Origin of the sequence: Cobetia amphilecti (assembly GCF_020217465.1) — a bacterium.
GTDB classification, from domain to species: domain Bacteria; phylum Pseudomonadota; class Gammaproteobacteria; order Pseudomonadales; family Halomonadaceae; genus Cobetia; species Cobetia amphilecti.
In genome coordinates this window covers 964,925-986,111 of record NZ_CP084115.1, presented here as the reverse complement: position 1 = coordinate 986,111, position 21,187 = coordinate 964,925, and the positions used below count along the sequence as shown (strand labels likewise).

Genomic DNA, 21,187 nt, shown 5'->3' with positions numbered 1-21,187 from the left:
GAGCGGATCGACTGACCGCCCTTCAATCGCCGCTGACATGCCCCTCGCCCCAGCGCGGCATCAGCGCATGCGAGATTCCCAGCTGGTTGAGAATGCGCGCGACGATGAAATCGATCATGTCATCGAGGGTCTGCGGACGATGATAGAAGCCAGGCGCGGCGGGCAGGATGACGGCGCCCATGCGCGTCAGACTCAGCATGTGTTCGAGATGGATGGCCGAGAACGGCGTCTCGCGCGGCACCAGAATCAGGGTGCGACGCTCCTTGAGTGCCACGTCAGCGGCGCGCTCGATCAGGTTGTTGCTGGCCCCGGTCGCGATCGCGGACAGCGAGCCGGTGGAACACGGACACACCACCATGGCGCTCGGCGCGCCGGAGCCGGAGGCCACCGGGGCCATCCAGTCCTCGCGTCCGAAGCAGCGAATCTGGCCGGGTCTGGCGGCGTAGCGCTGCGTGAGCACCTCGGTGAGACGCGCCGGGCGCGCCGGCAGCTCCTCGTCGGTCTCGGTGGCGATCACCATGTGAGCCGCCTTGGAGACCATCACCATCACTTCATGACCGGCCGCGACCAGACACTCGATCAGGCGCAGGCCGTACTGGGCACCGGAGGCCCCGGTCAGCGCGACGGTGACCGCCGACTTGAACTCGCCCTCTGGGGCTGCCGCTTGCGTCTTCATGCTTCACCTTCACGTGCTGCCAGCGCCGCCAGAAGGCGCTCGTGGATACCGCCGAAGCCTCCATTGGACATCACCACCACCCAGTCGCCGGCGCGGGATTGATTGGCGATCTTCGCGATCAGGGCGTCGAGGTCCTGCTCGACCTCCGCCTCCACGCCGAGCGCGCGGCACTCGCTGACCGTCTCCTCCAACGACCAGCCGAGGCTGGGGCCCGCGAACCAGCTGACGCGGTCGGCCGCGGTCACTGAAGCCGGCAGACGCGCCTTCATGGTGCCGAGCTTCATGGTATTGGAGCGCGGTTCGATCACCGCCCACAGGCGACCGCCCTGCCCTTCGGCCGCCACGCCCGGCGCCAGGCCCTCGAGCGTGGTGGCGATGGCGGTCGGGTGGTGCGCGAAGTCATCGATGACCTTGACGCCTGCCACCTCACCACGCAGCTCCTGGCGACGCCTGGGCGGCGCGAAGCGTGCAAGCGCCTCCAGTGCCACCGCGAGACTCACGCCGCATTCGACGGCCGCGGCCACGGCGGCGCAGGCATTGGCCACGTTATGGCGTCCACGCATCGCCCACTGGCACTCGACGAAGCGGTCCGCCTCGCCTGAATCATCAAACGGCGGTGCCAGCGCGAAGTGGCTGCCGTCGGCACTGATCAGGCGATAGCGCCAGTCGCCACCGGCATTCTCGATGCCGCTCTCATCGCCGAAGCGCGTCACCGGCGTCCAGCAGCCTTGATCCAGCACGCGCTCCAGCGCCTCGGCACCGGCGACGGCGTCCGCCGCGACCACCAGCTTGCCGCCTGCCGGCACGGTACGTACCAGGTGGTGAAACTGACGCTCGATGGCGGCTAGATCCGGGAAGATGTCGGCGTGATCGAACTCGAGGTTGTTGAGCACGGCGATGCGCGGCCGGTAATGCACGAACTTGGAACGCTTGTCGAAGAAGGCCGTGTCGTATTCATCGGCCTCGACCACGAAGGGTGCCCGGGGGTCGCCGATACGCGCGGAATCGCCCAATTGCGGCGGCACGCCACCGATCAGATAGCCCGGCGCGAGGCCTGCGCATTCGAGAATCCAGGCGGTCATGGTCGCGGTGGTGGTCTTGCCGTGGGTGCCGGCGATGGCGATCACCGGACGGCCGGTCAGCACCTCGTCACACAGCCATTGCGGGCCGGAGGTATAGGCCAGACCACGCTCGAGCAGCGCCTCGACTTCGGGGTTGCCGCGCGAGACGGCATTGCCGACCACCGTAAGGTCAGGCGCGGGGACGAGATTGTCAGCCGCATAGCCTTCCATCAGGGTGATACCGGCCTCGGCCAGCTGTGTGCTCATGGGCGGATAGACGTTGGCATCGCTCCCCGTGACGCGATGACCGCGTGCGCGCGCCAGAAGCGCCAGAGAGCCCATGAAGGTACCGCAAATACCGATGACGTGAAGGTGCATCTGTTTCTCCAATCCGGAAGCCCGAGCAGCCTAGCATGCCCGCCAGGCGGCGAGTAGCGCGCGGCCTGTCAGGGATGGACGACACCCCCAGTGGCATTCGGGCGTCGTGCAGGGGTCATGTCTTTCGGATATGATGCGGCGGGTAAGCGCCAGCCCGTTCAAGACCATGACAAGGAAGCAGAGACGAGAAGCCCATGCCCCAGCACAATGCCTTCTACGCCCAGTCCGGTGGCGTTACCGCCGTCATCAACGCCAGTGCCTGTGGCGTCATCGAAGCCGCTCGTGAAAACGGCGACCAGATCGGCAAGCTGTATGCCGGTCACAACGGCATCATCGGTGCCCTGACCGAAGACCTGATCGACGTCAGCCAGGAAAGCGACGAGAACATCGCCGCGCTGCGCCACACGCCGGGCGGTGCCTTCGGCTCCTGCCGCTACAAGCTCAAGAGCATCGAGGACCACCGTACCCAGTACGAGCGTCTGATCGAGGTGTTCAAGGCCCACGACATCCGTTACTTCTTCTACAACGGTGGCGGCGACAGCGCCGATACCTGCCTGAAGGTCTCTCAGCTGGCCGAGACCATGGGCTACCCGATCCAGGCCATCCACGTGCCGAAGACCGTGGACAACGACCTGCCGATCACCGACAACTCGCCGGGCTTCGGCAGCGTGGCCAAGTACATCGCCACCTCCACCCGCGAAGCCGGTCTCGACATCGCCTCCATGTGCGCCACCTCCACCAAGGTGTTCATCCTGGAAGTCATGGGCCGTCACGCGGGCTGGATCGCCGCTGCCGGTGCCCTGGCCGGTGAGGATGCCACCCAGCCGCCGCACATCGTCGTCTTCCCGGAAGTCGCCTTCCACCGCAAGGAATTCATGGCGCGCGTCGATGCCTGCGTCAAGGAACACGGCTACTGCGTGGTAGTGGTCTCCGAAGGTGCGCGTTACGAAGATGGCACCTTCCTGGCCGATGCCGGCAATACCGATGCCTTCGGCCACCGTCAGCTGGGCGGCGTCGCGCCGACACTGGCCGGCATGGTCAAGCAGGACCTGGGCTACAAGTACCACTGGGCGGTGGCCGATTACCTGCAGCGCGCAGCGCGTCACATCGCCTCCAGGACCGACGTCGAGCAGGCCTACGCCACTGGCCGTGCCGCCGTCGAGATGGCGCTGGCCGGCAAGAATGCCGTGATGCCGGCGATCCGTCGTCTCGGCGATGGCTCTGATTACTCCTGGGACATCATCGAGGCGCCGCTGGAGCAGATCGCCAACCACGAGAAGTTCATGCCGCTGGAGTTCATCACCGAAGATGGCTTCTACATCACCGACGCCTGCCGTGAATATCTGTCGCCGCTGATCCAGGGCGAGGACTTCCCGCCGTTCGTCAATGGTCTGCCGGCGGTCGCCAGGCTCACGCTGGCCAAGGTCGAGAAGAAGCTGACACCGTTCACGATCTGATCGCCTGGCGTTGATGCGCCTGAGCGGCCCGTCGCTGACACAGCTAGCTGCTGACAGAGCCGGTCGTTGACAGTACCGGTCGCTGACTGTCCCGGTCGTTGACAGAGCCGGTCATTGACAGAGCTGGTAGTAGACAGTGAAGCGAGTGTAAAAAAAGCCCCGCACAGGCGACTGTGCGGGGCTTTTTGATGGCTGGCAGTTGTCATTCGGGGGGACGGGGAAACACCTCCTCCAGCCGGTACACCGCATGCGCCTGCTGCTGACGCTGGCTGACCTCGACCATACGCGCCGCCACCTGAGCGCCACGGATCGGTCGATAGCGCTGCAGGCCCGGCAAGCGGGTGAGCACCGGCAACAGATAGCGCGCCAGCGACTCGCCCAGGCGGAACTCGCTGCGCTCCCCTACCAGCAATGACGGCTGGAAGACACTGATACGCGCAAAGGGCAGCGCCTTGATGGCCACTTCCAGCTCGCCCTTCATCCTGAGATAGCCATTGCGGCTCGCGTGATTGGCGCCGCTGGAGGAGACCAGCAGGTAGTGCGTCACTCCCTGGGCGGCCGCCAGCCGGGCGGCACTCAGTTGATGATCGATATCGACACGCCGCTGGGCCTCGAGCGACCCCGCCTGCTTGAGCGTGGTGCCCAGGCACGAGAACAGCAGGTCCGCCTGAAAACAGTGGGCCCAGTCTTCCAGCCGCGCGAAGTCGACCACATGGTTCTCGACCTTGTCAGAGTCGCCAGGCACCGGCCGGCGCGTCAGCGTGATGACTCGGGCGATGGCCTCGCAGGCGATCAGCTCAGCCACCACCTCGCGCCCGACCACGCCGGTCGCCCCGATCACGATCGCGGTCTGTCCCATACACCTCTTCCTCCCACCATGGCCTTGAGCGCCATCAGGCTCTGCACTCACTTGAGCAGCCAGGACAGCACCAGCAGCAACAGCAGGATGCCGGCGACGCCCTGCCAGAAATTGGCCGGTTCACGTATCGCCTCCGAGGGCGTCAGCGCCTTGCCGGGGTCCTGCTGCGGCAGGCGCAGCGCGTAGAGCAGCTCAGACAGGCGGCGATAGCGCAGGGTGCGCTGCGGGTCCAGGGCGCGCCTGAGGGCGTCGTCCAGGATCTGTGGCACCTGGGGATTGCGCATGCGGGCTGGCTGATATTCCAGCAGTTCGAGGTCGGTGTGAGTGCGCAGCTGCTCCATCGACTGGGCGTAGGGCTGCATGCCGGTCAGCAGCCAGTAGATCACCGAGGCCAGGCCGTATTGATCGCTGCGTCGACTGACATCGGCACCAAGGGCATATTCCGGCGCGCTGTGTTCGGTGAGGCCGACCTGACGCGCCAGCGGACCGGCGCTCTCATGGCCATCCCCTTCACGCAGATGGCAGGCGCCGAAATCGACCAGCACCACCTTGCCATGACGGTCGATCATCACGTTGTCGGGGTGAATCAGCTGGTGCAGCACCTCACGACGATTGAGGGCATGCACGGCCTTGCCAAGCTGGCGCGCGATATCGAGACGCTGCTCGAGATTGGCCTGCGGGTGCATGCGCGCCCATTCGGTCAGTGTCTGCGCCTCCAGATGCTCGAGCAGATAGTAGAGATGATCACGCGGGCGTGACGGCTCCACCACCTTGACCACGAAGGGCGAGCTGACGCGGTCCACCACCCACTGCTGGAGCAGGAAGTGCTCGAGATAGGCGTTCTTGAGCGACAGCTCCGGGCTGGGCGCCTTCATCACCATCACGCGCCGGCTCTTGAGGTCACGCACCTTGTAGACGCGTACCCGCGCGCTGCGTGACATGACTTCCATCACTTCCAGGCCATCGATACGGTCGCCCGGCTCCAGCTCACGCGGTACCGGCAGGTCGCCATAGACGCGCCCCGGCGTATCGTCAGAGGCAGTCGCCAGGCGATCGATGCGCACCAGCTGGAAGCAGAACTGATCGGCCGTGTAGCCGCGCTCATCGGCGCGGTCCGCCGCGGCATGGGCCAGGCGCTCACTGGCGGCATCGAGATCCGAGACGTCATCGCGAATCAGTGACACGAAATCGGAAGGCAGCAGGGTGCCGCGCACCGCCTGGGTCGTGAACAGGAAGATATCGCCCTGCTTGAGCGGCAGCTCGATGTAGTCGATGTCGAGGCTGACATCCATGCCCAGCGCCCGCGACGGATAACGATAGCCGCCGAGATCGGTGACATGGTCGCGCGAGATCTGCTCGAACTCGCCGCCACGCAGCCGGAAGACCACCGTGTCGCCGGCATGGAACAGATGCGCCGACTGGCCCCGGAAGACGACGGCGGAAATCGAGGTCACGTAACTGCCGCCCCGCACGAAGCGGCTCTGGCTGTAACACCAGCTGTTCAGCGCCCGCAGCACGCGAGTCGCGGAATACTTGACGCTCCAGTTGTCGGGCGTGGCGAAGTAATCGGCCAGAAAGCCACGCACGGCAAGGTCGCCGGCCTGCTTGGCAATCGCGTTCTTGCTGGTGGTGTCGGCGATCAGCGCACAGCCGCCCTTGGCCGCCAGCGGGCCGCGCTCCAGCGGTATCTCCAGCGACATCGAGCTGCGATGACGCTTGCGGTCGGGAGCCACGAAGGCCTGACCGTAACTGAGTGAAAGCTCTGCATCCGCCAAGGCGGTCTCCTTGCGTCTCGATCCTGCCGTTACGTTTCATGCATGCGGTGGTGACGCAGCGCCAGCCGATGCTGAACGCACAATCGCCGTTGCGCCGCGCTGGACGGCCCCAAGTGTTACCCGAGTCAGCCTGCAGTGCCACCACTCGTTGGTGCAACGCAAGGCGATCGAGCGTGGCATAATGGCAAAACGGTCTGCCAGTTCGTATAATTCAGCGGAATTTTGACCCGCAGGCCTTCAACCCGCAAACCCAAGGACTCGACAATGAGTTTCGACAAGATCCCCGCTGGCAAGGAATTGCCGAACGACGTCTACGTAGCGATCGAGATTCCGGCCAATCACGCGCCGATCAAGTACGAGATCGACAAGGACATCGATGCGCTCATGGTGGATCGTTTCATGGCCACCCCGATGTTCTACCCGGCCAACTACGGCTACATCCCGAACACCCTGGCCGACGATGGCGATGCCCTCGACGCGCTGGTCGTGACCCCGTATCCGGTCGCACCGGGCAGCGTCATCCGTGCGCGTCCGGTCGGCGTGCTCAACATGAGCGACGAAGCCGGTGAAGACGCCAAGCTGGTCTGCGTCCCGCACCAGAAGCTGACTTCCCTGTACGACGACGTCCAGGAAGTCACTGATCTGCCGGAACTGCTGCGTCAGCAGATCGCGCACTTCTTCGAGAACTACAAGGATCTCGAGAAAGGCAAGTGGGTCAAGATCGATTCCTGGGACGGTGCTGATGCCGCCCGTGCCGCGATCGAGAAGGCAGCCGCTGCCTACCAGAAGGACTGAGTCCTTCTGAGGTGATGCGCGATTCAGGCATCACGATGCAAAAAGCCCCCGTCAATGACGGGGGCTTTTTCGTTTCCAGCTCACGCCCGACACCGGCGAGGAGAACCCTCAGCCAACATCGGGCGTCACGGGATCAGCCCTTCTCGAGCAGGCTGCGCAGGTCACTGATCGCGGAGTTGGCACGCGCGACGTAGTTGGCCATCACCAGCGAATGGTTGGCGAAGAAGCCGAAGCCGGAGCCATTGAGGATGATCGGGCTGCCGATATCGGTCTGGGTCGCTTCCAGCTCACGGATGATCTGGTCGATGGAGGTCAGCGCGTTCTTATCTTCCAGCACGCCCTGGAAGTCATGACGCACTGCCTTGAGCAGATGGATCAGCGCCCAGGAGGTGCCGCGTGCCTGATAGAAGACATCATCGATCTCGAGCCACGGCGTCTTGATCTCTTCTTCCGTCTGGGTGCTCTTGGCCGAGGTGGCGCTCTTGTCGCCGGCCAGGCTCAGGTTGAGCTGCGACTTGCCGACACTGGCCGACAGGCGCTGGGACAGGGAACCGAGGCGATTCTCGACATCGGACAGCCAGGCCACCAGGTTGTCGGCACGCGCGTAGAACTGGCCGTTGTTCTGGGTGTCATCGCTCAGACGCTTGAGGTAGTCGCCCAGCTCACGGTTGGCGTCGGCATATTCGTGCTCGGCTTCCGGCAGCATCCAGGCATTGGCATCGATGAACAGCAGGGATTCGGCCTTGCCCAGTGCCTTGTCATCGCTGGACTGGGACTGCGAACGGCTGAATTCCTTGCGCAGCTCACGCGTCATGTCACGCACCTGTACCAGCACGCCATATTCCCAGTTGGGCATGTTGTCGAGCATCAGCCCCGGCGGCGCCACATCATTCTTGAGATAACCACCCGGCTTGTGCAGCAGGGTATCGTTGAGTTTCATCAGGGTGGCGACGGTCGCGGTGCCTGTCGGCAGGGTCTCGAAAGCCGGTGCCGGCTCTTCGCCCTCGACCTTGGCCACCGGCGCGGCCAGACCATGCACGCGAGCCAGTTCGGTGCGCGTGGCCTGATCGATGTTGAACTCGTCCGGTTCACTGCTCCAGTAGATACCAAGGCCAACGCAGACCAGCAGGTAAATGACGAACAGCCCGATCAGTGGTTTCCAGATCCAGCCATACTGAGGCGTTTCCAGCACATCGCGATTGGCGCCGCGCTTGCTGCCTTTACCGAATAGGGCCATGCGTTCTTCCTTGTATGAAGCCTTGTAGAAAAAGCCGTGTGAGAGACGAGTCAGACCTGCCTGAACGGATGTGAGCCGCGCCGATGCATCCAGCGCCGGTACTCATGACGTACGTCCTATCCTATCATGCGCCCCTGCACGTGCCAGTCGCACTCGGTGAAGTGCCGATTCTGTGGCAAGGTGCGATGCGCTCCGGATTGCGGGCCGGGTCACGGGCCTGGTCGTGGGCCGAGCCGCGGACCGAGTCGCAGGCGGGGCGAAGGACCAGACTGCCACCCGCGCAGGCGGCTTCACCACTCGAGTCAATACGTCCTCACACGCCCTCACACGAGCGGATGTCTGCTACATGGTGGCACATTCATCCGCGTGCAAGTCGTGCGCGGCGATGATGGGCCTGCTCTCGATCCAGCGCTCGCCCCCGAGCAGGATAATGGCGGCGCGAGACTGCGGTGCCTTGAGGCCTGCAGGATGTTCTTTCGGCACTGTATAAGGATGCTTCCGTGCTTCGTTCGTTCTTGAAAGTCAGCATGGCGCTGCCAACGGGCCGCGCACGCCCCTCCGCGTTCTCGCGTCTGCTGGGCCCTGAGTTGCTGGCAACCCTGCTGGCAATCGCGCTGGTGGTCGCACAGGCGATGACGGCGCTGCCCGCCAATGCCGGTCTGTTCAGCTCAGACTCAGGTTCAGGCTCAAGCTCAAACGTCGGCAGCGGCTCCAGCAGTGCGGCGTCCAGCCTGTTCGGCGGCGGCAATCAGGGCGATTTCCTGCCGGTCAGTGAAGCCTTCAAGCCGCGCAGCTGGCGCGAGGGCGACACCCTGTATGTCGGCTTCACCAGCGCCGAAGGCTATTACCTCTACCGGCATCAGTTCAGCTTCGCGACCACCAGCGACCAGGTCATGCTGGGCGACGCCGACCTGCCGCCGGGAGAGCTGAAGAACGACCCCTACATGGGCGAGGTGCATGTCTTCCACGATGCGCTGGTCATTCGCATCCCGCTTATGAGCGCCTCCACTGGCAAGGCAGTGCATGACGACACACCGACCAGCGGCCCGGTCCCGCTCTCCATCACCTTCCAGGGCTGCGCCGATGCCGGGCTCTGCTATCCGCCGGAGACCGTCACTCTGCAGGCCGGTGAGCAGAGTGCCCCTGCCCCGTTCGCGCAGCTGATGCCGACCGCCAGCCAGTCGAGCGATACGACGGCGTCGACGGAAAGTCGCACTACAACAGCCCCGATCAGCGGCACCGATGCCGGCTTCAGCGCACTGTTCGCGGATGCCAGCCTGCTGACGGCTCTGGGGCTGTTCTTCCTCGCCGGACTCGGCCTGACCTTCACGCCCTGCGTGCTGCCGATGATTCCGATCCTGAGTTCGATCATCGTCGGCCAGCGCCCCAGCCGCCCGCGCGCCTTGCTGCTGTCCACGAGCTACGCCCTGGGCATGGCCCTGACCTACGCCGCGGCCGGCACCTTGATGGGCCTGTTCGGCGCGGGGCTCAACCTGCAGGCGCATCTGCAGGCGCCGGCCGTGTTGATCCCCTTCGCTGCGTTGTTCGTGCTGTTCGCGCTGGCCATGTTCGGCGCCTTCAATCTACGACTGCCCAGCGGCATGCACTCACGGCTCGACGCGCTGCAAGGGCGCCTGATGAACGCCGGCCCCGGCGGACTGGCGCTGGCGGGCGCGTTATCGGTACTCGTGGTATCGCCCTGCGTCTCGGCACCTCTGGCCGGTGCGCTGGTCTATCTCTCCGCCAGTGGCGATGCCATGACCGGCGGACTGGCACTCTTCGCGCTGGGGCTGGGCATGGGCGTGCCGTTGATTCTGGTCGGCACCTTCGGCGCCAGCCTGCTGCCCAGGGCCGGCGGCTGGATGGAGGGCATCAAGCAGGCCTTCGGCATCCTGCTGCTGGGGGTGGCGCTGTGGCTGGTAGAGCGCTTGCTGCCGGCCTCACTGGCAGTGCTGGGCTGGGCCATTCTGGCCATCGGCACCGGCGTGGCGCTGGGGGCGCTCAGCACACAGACCCGAGGCTGGGCGCGTGCCCGTCAGGCACTGGGACTGGTCGCGCTGGGCTGGGGCATGATCAGCCTGCTGGGCGTGGCAGGCGGCGCAAGCGACCCGCTGCGCCCGCTGGCCCCCTTCACTGGCGGCACATCATCCGGGCAGGCCGCCGAGACGTCACTGGACTTCACCACCGTCAGCGACATGAACGAGCTCGAACATGAGTTGGCAATTGCCGCCAGCCGCGGCCAGCCGGTGTTCGTCGACTACTACGCCGACTGGTGCATCTCGTGCAAGGTGATGGAGCGCGAGGTCTTCCCCAAAGTCGCCAGCCAGTTGCGCCAGTTCCACCTGATTCGCGCCGACGTCACCAGTACCGGGGCCGCCACCCAGGCGCTGCTCAAGCAATTCGGCCTGTTCGGCCCTCCCAGCCTGCTGTTCTTCGCCGATGAACGCGAGCTCACGGCGGCGCGCATCCAGGGAGAAGTCGACGCCAGTCAGCTCGGCCAGCACCTGACATCGGTGCTGGATCAGCTGCGCGGCACGTCACAGCGCGCCAACTGAAAGGTGTGCCTGTCACAGGCCCGGCGCGGCGCAGTTGCTGCCGAGACGCACGCGAGGACGAAGAATGCGGCAAAATCTTCGGTTCAGTGCCAAACTGGACAGCGTTCGAGAATTTCGGCAGAATCCGCGTCACTACGGCAACAGCCTACGCTCAATAGGTAAACGTCGTGGATAGTGACGGTATCTTTGCATTTTCTTCATGGGTTAACAGCTCAATGAGCCTGGTGCTCGAGCACGGCTGACACAAGGGACTTTCATGGCGCGCATCCTGGTACTCAACGGCCCCAATCTCAATCTGCTGGGGACCCGTGAACCCGAGGTGTATGGCACCACCACGCTGGAGGATATCCACCAGCGTCTGGTCCAGCGCGCCAGCGCGGCCGGCCATCAGCTGGACTGGCTGCAGTCCAATGCCGAGCATGTGCTGATCGAGCGTATTCACCTTGCCCGTGAAGATGGCACCGCCATCATCCTGATCAATCCGGCGGCCTTTACCCATACCAGCGTTGCGCTGCGCGATGCGCTACTCGGCGTCGCACTCCCGTTCATCGAGCTGCACCTTTCCAATACCCATGCCCGCGAGCCGTTCCGCCACCATTCGTATCTTTCCGATGTGGCACGCGGCGTGATCATGGGCTTTGGCGCTCGAAGCTATGACATGGCGCTTGACGCCGCCCTGGACGATCTCGCGCAGTAAGGGCACGTCCAGAGCGGTGTTCACGCACCGCCATCAGGCCTCATCACTGCCTGATACCAGGATTCACCGGCCATCGCCATGGTCGGGACAGCCGTCGGGGCTGTCGCCCGCAGCCGCCGCTATCACGGCTGCACACCCCCATTTCCAGCCACATTTACATCGGGATTAATTTCATGGATATCCGCAAGGTCAAGAAGCTGATCGAGCTGCTCGAAGAGTCCAACATCAGCGAAATCGAGATCCAGGAAGGCGAAGAGTCCGTTCGCATCAGCCGCCATCCGCAGGGCTTCGCCCAGCAGCCGATGATGCAGGCCCCGATGATGATGCAGCAGCAGCCGATGCAGCAGGCCGCTCCGGCAGCCGCTGGCGCCGCTGAAGCACCGGCCGCTCCGGCAGCACCGGCTGCGCCGCAGGGTCACACCATCAATTCCCCGATGGTCGGCTCCTTCTACCGTTCTCCGGCGCCGGGCTCCAAAGCCTTCATCGAAGTCGGCCAGAGCGTCAAGAAAGGTGATACCGTCTGCATCGTCGAAGCCATGAAGATGATGAACCAGATCGAAGCCGACAAGGATGGCGTCGTCGAAGCCATTCTGATCGAAGACGGCGAGCCGGTTGAATTCGACCAGCCCATGATCGTCATTTCCTGATCCCAACGGACACGTCACCATGCTCGACAAGGTACTGATTGCCAACCGCGGCGAGATCGCCCTTCGCATCCTTCGCGCCTGCAAGGAACTGGGCATCAAGACGGTAGCGGTGCACTCCAAGGCCGACCGCGACCTGATGCACGTCCGCCTGGCGGATGAAGCTGTGTGCATCGGCCCGGCCTCCTCTGCCAAATCCTATCTCCACATCCCGGCGCTGATCGCAGCCGCCGAGGTGACGGACGCCGACGCCATCCACCCGGGCTACGGCTTCCTGTCGGAAAATGCCAACTTCGCCGAACAGGTCGAACGTTCCGGCTTCGCCTTCATCGGCCCGCGCGCTGACACCATCCGCATGATGGGTGACAAGGTCGCGGCCATCGAGGCGATGAAGCTGGCCGGCGTTCCGACCGTGCCGGGTTCCGACGGCCCGGTGCCGGAAGACGAAGACGAGATGTACGCCATCGCCGAGCGCATCGGCTATCCGGTGATCATCAAGGCCGCCGCTGGCGGTGGTGGTCGCGGCATGCGCGTGGTGCACTCCAAGGCCAGCCTGCTGTCCTCGGTGAGCATCACCCAGGGTGAAGCGGCTGCGGCCTTCGGCGACGGCACGGTGTACATGGAGAAATTCCTCCAGAACCCTCGTCACGTCGAAGTCCAGGTACTGGCCGATGGCCAGGGCAACGCCATCCATCTGTATGACCGCGACTGCTCCCTGCAGCGTCGTCACCAGAAGGTGCTGGAAGAAGCACCGGCGCCGCAGCTGGACGAAGAAGCGCGTGCCAAGGTACTCAAGTCGTGCACCGATGCCTGCATCGAGATCGGCTACCGTGGCGCCGGCACCTTCGAGTTCCTGTACGAGAACGGCGGCTTCTACTTCATCGAGATGAACACTCGTGTTCAGGTCGAGCATCCGGTGACCGAGATGGTCACTGGCATCGATATCGTCAAGGAACAGCTGCGCATCGCCTCCGGCCTGCCGCTGTCCGTGAAACAGGAAGATATCGAGCTGCGCGGTCACGCCTTCGAGTGCCGTATCAATGCCGAGGATTCGCGCACCTTCATGCCGTCTCCGGGCAAGGTCGAGCTCTATCACGCGCCGGGCGGTCTGGGCGTGCGCATGGACTCGCACCTGTACTCCGGCTACACCGTTCCGCCGCACTACGACTCCCTGATCGGCAAGCTGATCACCTGGGGCGAGAGCCGCGAGATCGCACTGACGCGCATGCGCAATGCCCTCGATGAGCTGCTGGTGGAAGGTATCAAGACCAACACTGACCTGCAGAAGGATCTGGTGCGTGATGCCGGCTTCCAGGAAGGTGGCGTCAACATCCATTATCTGGAGAAGAAGCTGGGCCTGTAAGACGCCCCGCTTGAGATCGGTGACGCGTGTTGCCGATAGACGCACGACAGAAGGGTGGCCTCGGCTGCCCTTCTGTCGTCTGTGCCCTCCTCCCCTTTCTTATCGCCCATCGACAGGAGTCACCATGTCCTGGCTGCAACTCAAGGCGCGTATCGCCCCCGACCACGCCGAGATTCTCGAGCATCTGCTGATGGAAGAAGGCGCCTGCGCCATCACGCTGCAGGATGCAGAAGACCAACCGCTGTTCGAACCGGACCTCGGCAGCACGCCGCTATGGAGCGAGACTGTCCTCACTGGCCTGTGGGATGGCACCGAAGGCATCGAGGCCATGCGCGAGCGGGTCAAGGCCGGCTGGGCGGCACTGATTCCCGATGAGCCCTGCCCGGAGATCGAGGTCGAGATCCTCGAGGACCGTGACTGGGCCCGTGAATGGATGGACGGTTTCGAGCCGCTCAAGATGGGCCAGCGCCTGTGGATCGTGCCCAGCTGGCACGATGCGCCGGAACAGGACGCCGTCAACCTGATGCTCGACCCCGGCCTGGCCTTCGGCACCGGCACCCATCCGACCACCGCCCTGTGCCTGGAATGGCTCGATGGGCTGGCCGTCGATGGCAAGCTCGCCCAGCACAGCGTGCTCGACTTCGGTTGCGGCTCCGGCATTCTCGCCATCGCCGCCCTCAAGCTCGGCGCGGTGGATGCGCTGGGCACCGATATCGACCCGCAGGCGCTGCAGGCCTCGCGTGAGAACGCCCAGCGCAATGACGTCAGCGACCAGCTGACCCTGTGCTACCCGGACCGCCTGCCAGACGCGGGCTATCAGATCGTGGTCGCCAACATCCTGGCCGGCCCGCTGGTCGAACTGGCCCCGCAGATCGCGGGCAGCGTCGCCCCGGGTGGCCTGCTGGCGCTCTCCGGCATTCTCGCGCCCCAGGCGGGAGAGGTGCTCGACGCCTATCGTGAGGCCGGCCTGATCATGGAAGAGCCCACCGAGCGCGATGGCTGGGTACGCCTCAATGGTCAGCGTCCACTGATGGGCTGAGCCACGCCATGAGCCATGCCATGAGCGCCGCAGCCGCGCAGGGAGAACGCATCCGCGATGCATTGTGGATGAAATAGCCCTTCAAACCCTGCGGCGCTCTAGGTATCATGACGCCCCCGCGAATCCCTGACACGACAGCGGCTCGCGCGCCTGACACCACTCGCATGACACGAGACCCATGACCGATACCCCGCTTCCCGCCGACCTGCCCCGCATCGGCGTACATCAGCTTCCCAATCGCGTGATTCTGGCCCCGATGGCCGGTGTCACCGATCGTCCGTTCCGACAGCAATGTCGTGAGCTGGGCGCCGGGCTGGTGGTATCGGAGATGGTGACCAGTGACAAGCGGCTGTGGAATACCGTCAAGTCCCGCACGCGCATGAACCATGCCGGCGAACCCGGCCCGCGTGCCGTGCAGATCGCCGGTGGTGACGCCGCCATGCTGGCCGAGGCCGCGGCGCTCAACGCCGAGATGGGTGCCGAGATCATCGACATCAACATGGGCTGCCCGGCCAAGAAGGTCTGCAACAAAGCCGCCGGCTCTGCCCTGATGCGCGACGAGAAGCTCGTCGGCGAGATTCTCGATGCCGTGGTACGCGCCGTGGACGTGCCGGTCACGCTCAAGATGCGCACCGGCTGGTGCGAAGAGACGCGCAACGCCATCGCCATCGCGCGCATGGCCGAAAACGCCGGCATCCAGGCGCTGTCCGTGCATGGTCGCACTCGCCAGCAGAAATATACCGGTGAGGCCGAATACGACACCATCGCCGCCGTGAAGGCCGCGGTGTCGATTCCGGTCTTCGCCAATGGCGATATCGACAGCGGCGAGAAGGCGCGACATGTGCTTGACTATACGGGCGCCGACGCCGTGATGATCGGCCGTGCGGCCCAGGGCAACCCCTGGATCTTCCGCGAGATCAATCACTACCTGGCCACCGGCCAGGTAGCCTGTGGCCCGAGCGATGCGGAGCGCGCCCTCGTGATGCGCACCCACCTCGAGGCCCTGTACGAATTCTACGGTGACTACATGGGAACGCGCATCGCGCGCAAGCATGTGGGCTGGTATCTGGCGACGCGGGAGGATGGCAGTGAGCTCAAGCGCCACTTCAATCCCCTCGAGGAGCCGGAACAACAGCGCCAGTTCCTGACCCGCCTGTTCGGCGAGCCGGAAGGCATCGCCCGCACCGAGACGCAAGGAAGTCACGCAGCATGACCAGCAGGCACCCTCTTTCACCCGACGACGCAAGCCAGGCCACCCTGATGACGCCCGTGCGGCACCATCAGACCCTGCGCGAGGCCGTCGAGCACTCCATGGCGCGCTACTTCGCCCACCTGGATGGCGAGCAGGTCACCGACCTGCATGCCATGGTGATGGCCGAGGTCGAGGCGCCGCTGCTGGAGGCGGTGATGGCCCACGCGCAGGGCAACCAGACCCGCGCCGCCGACATGCTGGGCCTCAACCGAGGCACACTGCGCAAGAAGCTCAAGCAGTTTGATCTGATCTGACCCCGCCGGGGCACCTTTACAGGTGCCCCGGCGTCTTTTTGTTGATCCACGAGTGGAGCATCATGCAAGCCAAGCCCCAAGCCATCCGTCGCGCCCTCCTGAGTGTTTCCGACAAGACCGGAATCGTCGAATTCGCTCGTGCCCTGGACGCCCGCGGCGTCGCCCTGCTGTCCACTGGCGGTACCTTCCGCCTGCTCAAGGACAACGGCCTTGCCGTCACGGAAGTGTCCGAGCACACCGGTTTCCCGGAAATGATGGATGGCCGGGTCAAGACCCTGCACCCGAAGATCCACGGTGGCATTCTCGGCCGCCGCGGCCAGGATGATGCGGTGATGGCCGAGCACGGCATCGACCCCATCGACATGGTCATCGTCAATCTGTACCCGTTCGCCGCTACCGTGGCCAACCCGGATTGCTCGCTGGAAGACGCCATCGAGAACATTGATATCGGCGGCCCGACCATGGTGCGTTCCTGCGCCAAGAACCACGCCCACACCACCATCGTCGTCAACGCCTCGGACTATGACCGCGTGATCGCCGAGATGGATGCCAACGACAACGCCGTCAGCGATGGCGCGCGCTTCGACCTGGCCGTGGCCGCCTTCGAGCACACCGCCGCCTACGATGGCGCCATCGCCAACTGGCTGGGCCAGCGTGTCGAAGGGGGCAGCGAAGGCCTGCCGCGTCAGTACAACGTCAGCCTGAGCAAGAAGCAGGACATGCGTTACGGCGAGAACCCGCACCAGAAGGCGGCCTTCTACGTCGAGGATGATGCCACCGAGGCCAGCGTCGCCACGGCCGTGCAGGTGCAGGGCAAGGCGTTGTCCTACAACAACGTCGCCGACACCGATGCCGCCTTCGAGTGCGTCAAGGCCTTCGACGAGACCGCCTGTGTCATCGTCAAGCACGCCAACCCGTGTGGCGTCGCCATCGGCGAGTCTGCCCTGGCCGCCTACGAGCGTGCCTTCCAGACCGACCCGACCAGCGCCTTCGGCGGCATCATCGCCTTCAACGTGCCGCTGGACGCCGAGACCGCGCAGGCGATCGTCTCGCGTCAGTTCGTCGAGGTGATCATCGCCCCGGGCATCAGCGAAGAAGCGGCGGCCATCGTCGCCACCAAGGCCAATGTGCGCCTGCTCGACGTCGCGGATGCCTGGGCGGCCGAACGTACCGGCGGTCACGACTTCAAGCGTGTCACCGGCGGCCTGCTGGTCCAGGACCGCGACCAGGGCATGGTCGGCCGCGATGAGCTCAAGGTCGTCACCGAGCGTGCGCCGAGCGAACAGGAACTCAACGACCTGACCTTCGCCTGGAAAGTGGCCAAGTTCGTCAAGTCCAACGCCATCGTCTACATCAAGGATGGCCAGACCATCGGTGTGGGCGCCGGCCAGATGAGCCGTGTGTACTCCGCCAAGATCGCCGGCATCAAGGCCGCCGATGAAGGTCTGGAAGTGCCGGGCTCCGTGATGGCCTCCGATGCCTTCTTCCCGTTCCGCGACGGCATCGATGCCGCTGCGGCAGCTGGCATCACTGCCGTCATCCAGCCGGGTGGCTCCATGCGCGATCAGGAAGTCATCGATGCGGCCAACGAAGCCGGCATCGCCATGGTCTTCACCGGCATGCGTCACTTCCGTCACTGATCAGATAACGCTGACCTGCACGGGCGCCTAAGCTAGCGCCCACGCAGAAGCCCCCGCCAGCGACATGCTGGCGGGGGCTTTTTCATGCGCATCTGACAAGAAACGCGGTCATTTGACCGGCAGGTTGACCCAGCGCAGGAAGTTGTCGCGCGCGACATTGCGCGCCGCCTGTGGCGACAGCGCATCGAGGAAGGGCGTATAGCTGGCGAGGATATCGCCCACCGAGCCGAAGCGTCCGACCACATCACTGCCGAGCACGAAGCGCTGTGGGAAGCGCTCGACCAGCGCCACCCAACGCGAACGCGGCTGTCCCTCATCATCCAGCAGGTAGGGTTCCAGCACCGACCAGGACAGGTCGATATTCAGGTTGGGGTAGGTTTCCAGCATGCGCTCGATCTCGCCGTGCAGCCAGGTCATGCGCCCCAGACGGCGATTGAGCTCGGCACTGGTCCCGGCGTGTGCCCAGATGAAGGTCGTGTCCGGATTGTCGCGCACCGCACTCTCGAATTCCTCGAGATACAGGCCCTCATGCCCTTCCCGCTTGCTGGTGATGTTGGAATGCACCATCACCGGCAGCCCCTTCTCCGCCGCCAGCGCATAGACCTTCATCAAGGCCGGATGATTGGCGCGCGGCGTCTCGCCTTCGGTCAGGCGCGTCAGGTCGTCATGGCGCGTGAAGACCTCCCCGATGCCCTTCCAGAAGCCGGGATAGATCGCCATCAGCTGGCGAATCTCGTCGGCAGCGTTCAGATCGGTGGGGTTGAAGCCGGTGATGAACGGCGAGAAACGCGCCTGTACCGGCTCGGGCGCGCGAGTCAGCGCCTCGGCCAGGATGTAGTCGGTACCGGAATACCAGTAGACCGGCGCATCATCGCCCATGTAGTAACGTGGCTTCTTGGGCGCGTCCTGCTGCCATTTCTTGGCGACGCCAATGCCCGTGACCAGGGCGTGATCGACCTGTGCCTCGTCCATGGCATCCAGCAAGGCCCCCAGACCATCACCCTGCTGGAAGAAGTCCACGAAGTGCAGGTGGGCGTCGCTGTAGTGATAATCGCGCGTCTCGTCGGCTGACACGGATTCGAGAGCAGACAGGCTGCCGGCAAGCCCCAGCAGCAACGCCAACGCCCCCTGGACGAGAGGACGTTGGCGGGCGCGGGCAGGGTGAGAGGGCTGGGCAGGACAAGAGGCCCTGGCAGGAAGAGAGGAACGGACGATGCGAGGGGCAAGCTTCAGCATGGGGAGCTCCGGGAAAAGGTCGCTCGATTCTGCGGCGCATCCCTGCCACGCGCAAGCAGCCTCAGCCCGCCAGCGCCGCCCCGCTCATGGCGTTTCGCGAGTTCGCCTCGCTCTCAGCAGCCTGCTGGCGGCGTGCGGTGACACGGTTCCAGACCTTCTCGTGGAAGAAGAAGGCGACGGTGTTGACCGCCGGCTCGACGATGGCGACCAGGCCGCCGACCACGATATCGCCGGTCAGCAGGTAGGTGACACCGAAGGCGATGGAGAAGTGCATGCTGGCAAAGGTCAATGTCTTGATCATGTTGGCTGCCCTCCGGGCGGTCTACTCAGCGAGACGCTGAGCCTCAGCGCGTCGCATGTCATGGGGTCAGGCAACTGCGTGCTGCCTTGATTAACCAATAATAACGATTCTCAACTGCATATAGAAATCACTTTGCACTACCTGGCTGATAAGCGTCAACTATCACGCGATTGAGCCGGCCTGACGGCACGCCCTGCCAGCGGCATCGAGCGCGCCAGCTGCGGCCATATCCGCTAGAATGCCCTGCCGGCCCCTCGCGCCACTCTCGGCCTGATGCCGATGGCGCCGTTGTCACGATGGCCCGGCCAGCTTCGCGCCCTTTTCCCTCTACCGCTGCTTCAAGGTTGCCATGACGCCGCCACTCGACCCCGATGCTCTCCAGACACTGCTCGAACGCCTGTCCGATGATGCCAGCCGCTGCTTCAACGAGGGCAAGGTCGCGGACTATATCCCGGCCCTGGCACAGGTCGACCCTGACCAGTTCGGCATCGCCGTCTGCCATGTGGATGGCCGTGTCCAGTACGCCGGCAGCGCGCATACCCGCTTCTCGATCCAGTCGATCTCCAAGGTGCATGCGCTGGTACTGGCGATGCAGCGCCTGGAGAGCGACGAGATCTGGTCGCGCGTCGGCCGTGAGCCTTCCGGTCAGGCCTTCAACTCGATCATGCAGCTGGAGGTCGAGAACGGTATTCCGCGCAACCCCTTCATCAATGCCGGTGCCCTGCTGATCACCGACCTGCTGGTATCGCGCATCGTCTCGATCCAGAACACCCTGCGTGAGCAGCTCAGGCGTCTGTCCGGCAGCGACGATATCGGCTTCGATGAAAAGGTCGCGCGCTCGGAAATGGACCATAAGGCGCGCAACGCCTCGCTGGCCTATCTGATGCAGGCCTACGGCAATGTGCATTCCGATGTGGATGACCTGCTGGATACCTACTTCCACAGCTGCTCGGTGTCGATGAACTGCGTGGAACTGGCGCGCAGCTTCGCCTTCCTCGCCAATCGCGGCGTCAATCCGCTGGATGGCAAGGAAGTGGTCTCGCCGCTGGAGACACGCCAGCTCAATGCCTTGTTGCTGACCTGCGGGCTTTACGATGCGGCAGGCGACTTCGCCTGGCGGGTGGGTCTGCCGGGCAAAAGTGGCGTCGGCGGTGGCATCATCGCCATCCTGCCGGGACAGATGAGCATCTGCGTCTGGTCACCACGCCTGGACGGCTACGGCAACTCGATTGCCGGGCGACATGCACTGGAAGGCCTGGTGGCGGGCATGGGGCTTTCGCCACTGGGGTGAGACCTGCGAGCCGAGAAGTGAGGACTGAGATGGGGGCTGGGAAGTGAGCGTTGCGGCATGAGGGTTGCGGCGCGAGAGCCAAGATCCGAACCCGAGATCAGAGATAAGAGATAAGAGTTCCGGCAATAAAAAAGGGCGAGTCGCGTCCGCCACGCCACTCGCCCTGTCTTCAATCCTTGAAGACTATCACCACAGGTCCCGCTCTTTGACTGTAGCTTAAATAAGCATATGCACAAGTAAGAGAATGCCGACAAAGCACACCTGTCTTTGGCCCTGATCTGCGCTAAAAGGCCGCGATATACCGCTTTGGTCTGACACGCGCAGCGCCATCGATCCTCGAGCCACTCCATCTCTACGACCAATGACTCATGCGCCTCTTGTCGCGAGCTTGCCCACCTCTCGCGCATGCCGTTCTCTCATCAACAGTGAAAGATCGCTCTCATCAGCAGCGAAAATTCCATGGCCAAGTTGCAGCCACACTCGGCGCAGGCAGGTGGGATAAATGCATGGCATGAAAAAGCCCGCCCGGTTTCCCGGGCGGGCTTTTTGCCAGCTGATGGCGTGTCCAATCACTGCCTTGAGCGCTGGCCATCAATCAGCGATGCAAAGCTCCAGGAGGCAAAGTTCGAGGATGCAAGGCTCAAGCAAAGATCGACAGCGCAGATCCGATGACGATG

19 protein-coding genes are annotated in these 21,187 nt (G+C 64.2%); 12 read left to right on the top strand and 7 right to left on the bottom strand.

Features of this window, described 5'->3' with window-relative positions:
• Positions 1-22: 22 nt before the first annotated feature.
• Both LCW13_RS04210 and mpl read right to left on the bottom strand, forming a co-directional pair.
• Entirely contained in the window at positions 23-676 is a 654-nt protein-coding gene (locus tag LCW13_RS04210; RefSeq protein ID WP_225347661.1) for a flavin prenyltransferase UbiX, read from the bottom strand.
• Entirely contained in the window at positions 673-2,115 is a 1,443-nt protein-coding gene (gene mpl / locus LCW13_RS04205) for a UDP-N-acetylmuramate:L-alanyl-gamma-D-glutamyl-meso-diaminopimelate ligase (RefSeq protein ID WP_225347660.1), read from the bottom strand. Before mpl ends, LCW13_RS04210 begins: the two co-directional genes overlap by 4 nt.
• Before the next feature lie 194 nt (positions 2,116-2,309).
• On the opposite strand from mpl, the gene LCW13_RS04200 reads away from it, so the two are divergent.
• Complete coding sequence (locus tag LCW13_RS04200; RefSeq protein WP_225347659.1) at positions 2,310-3,572, top strand: 6-phosphofructokinase; 1,263 nt, start codon at positions 2,310-2,312, stop codon at positions 3,570-3,572.
• 202 nt (positions 3,573-3,774) lie between these two features.
• Here LCW13_RS04200 and LCW13_RS04195 read toward each other — a convergent pair whose 3' ends face one another.
• Together LCW13_RS04195 and LCW13_RS04190 are read right to left on the bottom strand one after the other, a co-directional pair.
• Positions 3,775-4,431, bottom strand: coding sequence for an NAD(P)H-binding protein (locus LCW13_RS04195; protein WP_225347658.1), 657 nt, complete (start codon positions 4,429-4,431; stop codon positions 3,775-3,777).
• A gap of 47 nt (positions 4,432-4,478) precedes the next feature.
• Entirely contained in the window at positions 4,479-6,206 is a 1,728-nt protein-coding gene (locus LCW13_RS04190) for a bifunctional protein-serine/threonine kinase/phosphatase (RefSeq protein WP_043331977.1), read from the bottom strand.
• A 264-nt stretch (positions 6,207-6,470) separates the two neighbouring features.
• Here LCW13_RS04190 and ppa point away from each other — a divergent pair, with 264 nt between their 5' ends.
• A complete protein-coding gene (gene ppa, locus LCW13_RS04185; protein ID WP_043331979.1) occupies positions 6,471-7,001 on the top strand; it encodes an inorganic diphosphatase in 531 nt (176 codons plus the stop codon).
• A gap of 133 nt (positions 7,002-7,134) precedes the next feature.
• Here ppa and LCW13_RS04180 read toward each other — a convergent pair whose 3' ends face one another.
• Positions 7,135-8,238 carry a DUF2333 family protein gene (locus tag LCW13_RS04180; protein ID WP_043331981.1) on the bottom strand — a complete coding sequence of 368 codons (1,104 nt, stop codon included), beginning with the start codon at positions 8,236-8,238 and terminating at the stop codon, positions 7,135-7,137.
• A 527-nt stretch (positions 8,239-8,765) separates the two neighbouring features.
• On the opposite strand from LCW13_RS04180, the gene dsbD reads away from it, so the two are divergent.
• From dsbD to purH, 8 genes are all read left to right on the top strand, one after another.
• On the top strand, positions 8,766-10,793 hold the full coding sequence (dsbD, locus tag LCW13_RS04175; protein WP_225347657.1) for a protein-disulfide reductase DsbD: 2,028 nt from the start codon (positions 8,766-8,768) through the stop codon (positions 10,791-10,793).
• A gap of 256 nt (positions 10,794-11,049) precedes the next feature.
• Positions 11,050-11,490 (top strand): type II 3-dehydroquinate dehydratase, encoded by a 441-nt coding sequence (gene aroQ / locus LCW13_RS04170; protein WP_043331983.1) that lies wholly within the window; start codon positions 11,050-11,052, stop codon positions 11,488-11,490.
• Positions 11,491-11,663: 173 nt separating this feature from the next.
• A complete protein-coding gene (gene accB / locus LCW13_RS04165) occupies positions 11,664-12,137 on the top strand; it encodes an acetyl-CoA carboxylase biotin carboxyl carrier protein (protein WP_043331985.1) in 474 nt (157 codons plus the stop codon).
• 19 nt (positions 12,138-12,156) lie between these two features.
• Entirely contained in the window at positions 12,157-13,497 is a 1,341-nt protein-coding gene (gene accC / locus LCW13_RS04160; protein WP_043331987.1) for an acetyl-CoA carboxylase biotin carboxylase subunit, read from the top strand.
• A 124-nt stretch (positions 13,498-13,621) separates the two neighbouring features.
• Complete coding sequence (gene prmA / locus LCW13_RS04155) at positions 13,622-14,536, top strand: 50S ribosomal protein L11 methyltransferase (RefSeq protein WP_043331989.1); 915 nt, start codon at positions 13,622-13,624, stop codon at positions 14,534-14,536.
• Between the two features lie 178 nt (positions 14,537-14,714).
• Positions 14,715-15,749 carry a tRNA dihydrouridine synthase DusB gene (gene dusB, locus LCW13_RS04150; RefSeq protein WP_215823965.1) on the top strand — a complete coding sequence of 345 codons (1,035 nt, stop codon included), beginning with the start codon at positions 14,715-14,717 and terminating at the stop codon, positions 15,747-15,749.
• Positions 15,746-16,042 carry a DNA-binding transcriptional regulator Fis gene (fis, locus tag LCW13_RS04145; RefSeq protein ID WP_043331993.1) on the top strand — a complete coding sequence of 99 codons (297 nt, stop codon included), beginning with the start codon at positions 15,746-15,748 and terminating at the stop codon, positions 16,040-16,042. Before dusB ends, fis begins: the two co-directional genes overlap by 4 nt.
• A 62-nt stretch (positions 16,043-16,104) precedes the next feature.
• The gene (gene purH / locus LCW13_RS04140; RefSeq protein WP_225347656.1) at positions 16,105-17,682 is read left to right on the top strand and encodes a bifunctional phosphoribosylaminoimidazolecarboxamide formyltransferase/IMP cyclohydrolase; all 1,578 of its coding nucleotides are present in this window, start codon (positions 16,105-16,107) and stop codon (positions 17,680-17,682) included.
• Between the two features lie 108 nt (positions 17,683-17,790).
• Here the strand turns inward: purH and LCW13_RS04135 are convergent, their stop codons facing one another.
• On the bottom strand, positions 17,791-18,804 hold the full coding sequence (locus LCW13_RS04135) for an amidohydrolase family protein (RefSeq protein WP_225347655.1): 1,014 nt from the start codon (positions 18,802-18,804) through the stop codon (positions 17,791-17,793).
• 175 nt (positions 18,805-18,979) lie between these two features.
• On the bottom strand, positions 18,980-19,219 hold the full coding sequence (locus LCW13_RS04130; RefSeq protein WP_043331997.1) for a DUF2061 domain-containing protein: 240 nt from the start codon (positions 19,217-19,219) through the stop codon (positions 18,980-18,982).
• A gap of 349 nt (positions 19,220-19,568) precedes the next feature.
• On the opposite strand from LCW13_RS04130, the gene glsB reads away from it, so the two are divergent.
• Together glsB and LCW13_RS04120 are read left to right on the top strand one after the other, a co-directional pair.
• Positions 19,569-20,510, top strand: a complete 942-nt coding sequence (glsB, locus tag LCW13_RS04125) for a glutaminase B (RefSeq protein WP_054555045.1) — start codon at positions 19,569-19,571, stop codon at positions 20,508-20,510.
• 459 nt (positions 20,511-20,969) lie between these two features.
• Positions 20,970-21,182 (top strand): hypothetical protein, encoded by a 213-nt coding sequence (locus tag LCW13_RS04120; RefSeq protein WP_225347654.1) that lies wholly within the window; start codon positions 20,970-20,972, stop codon positions 21,180-21,182.
• Positions 21,183-21,187 lie beyond the last annotated feature (5 nt).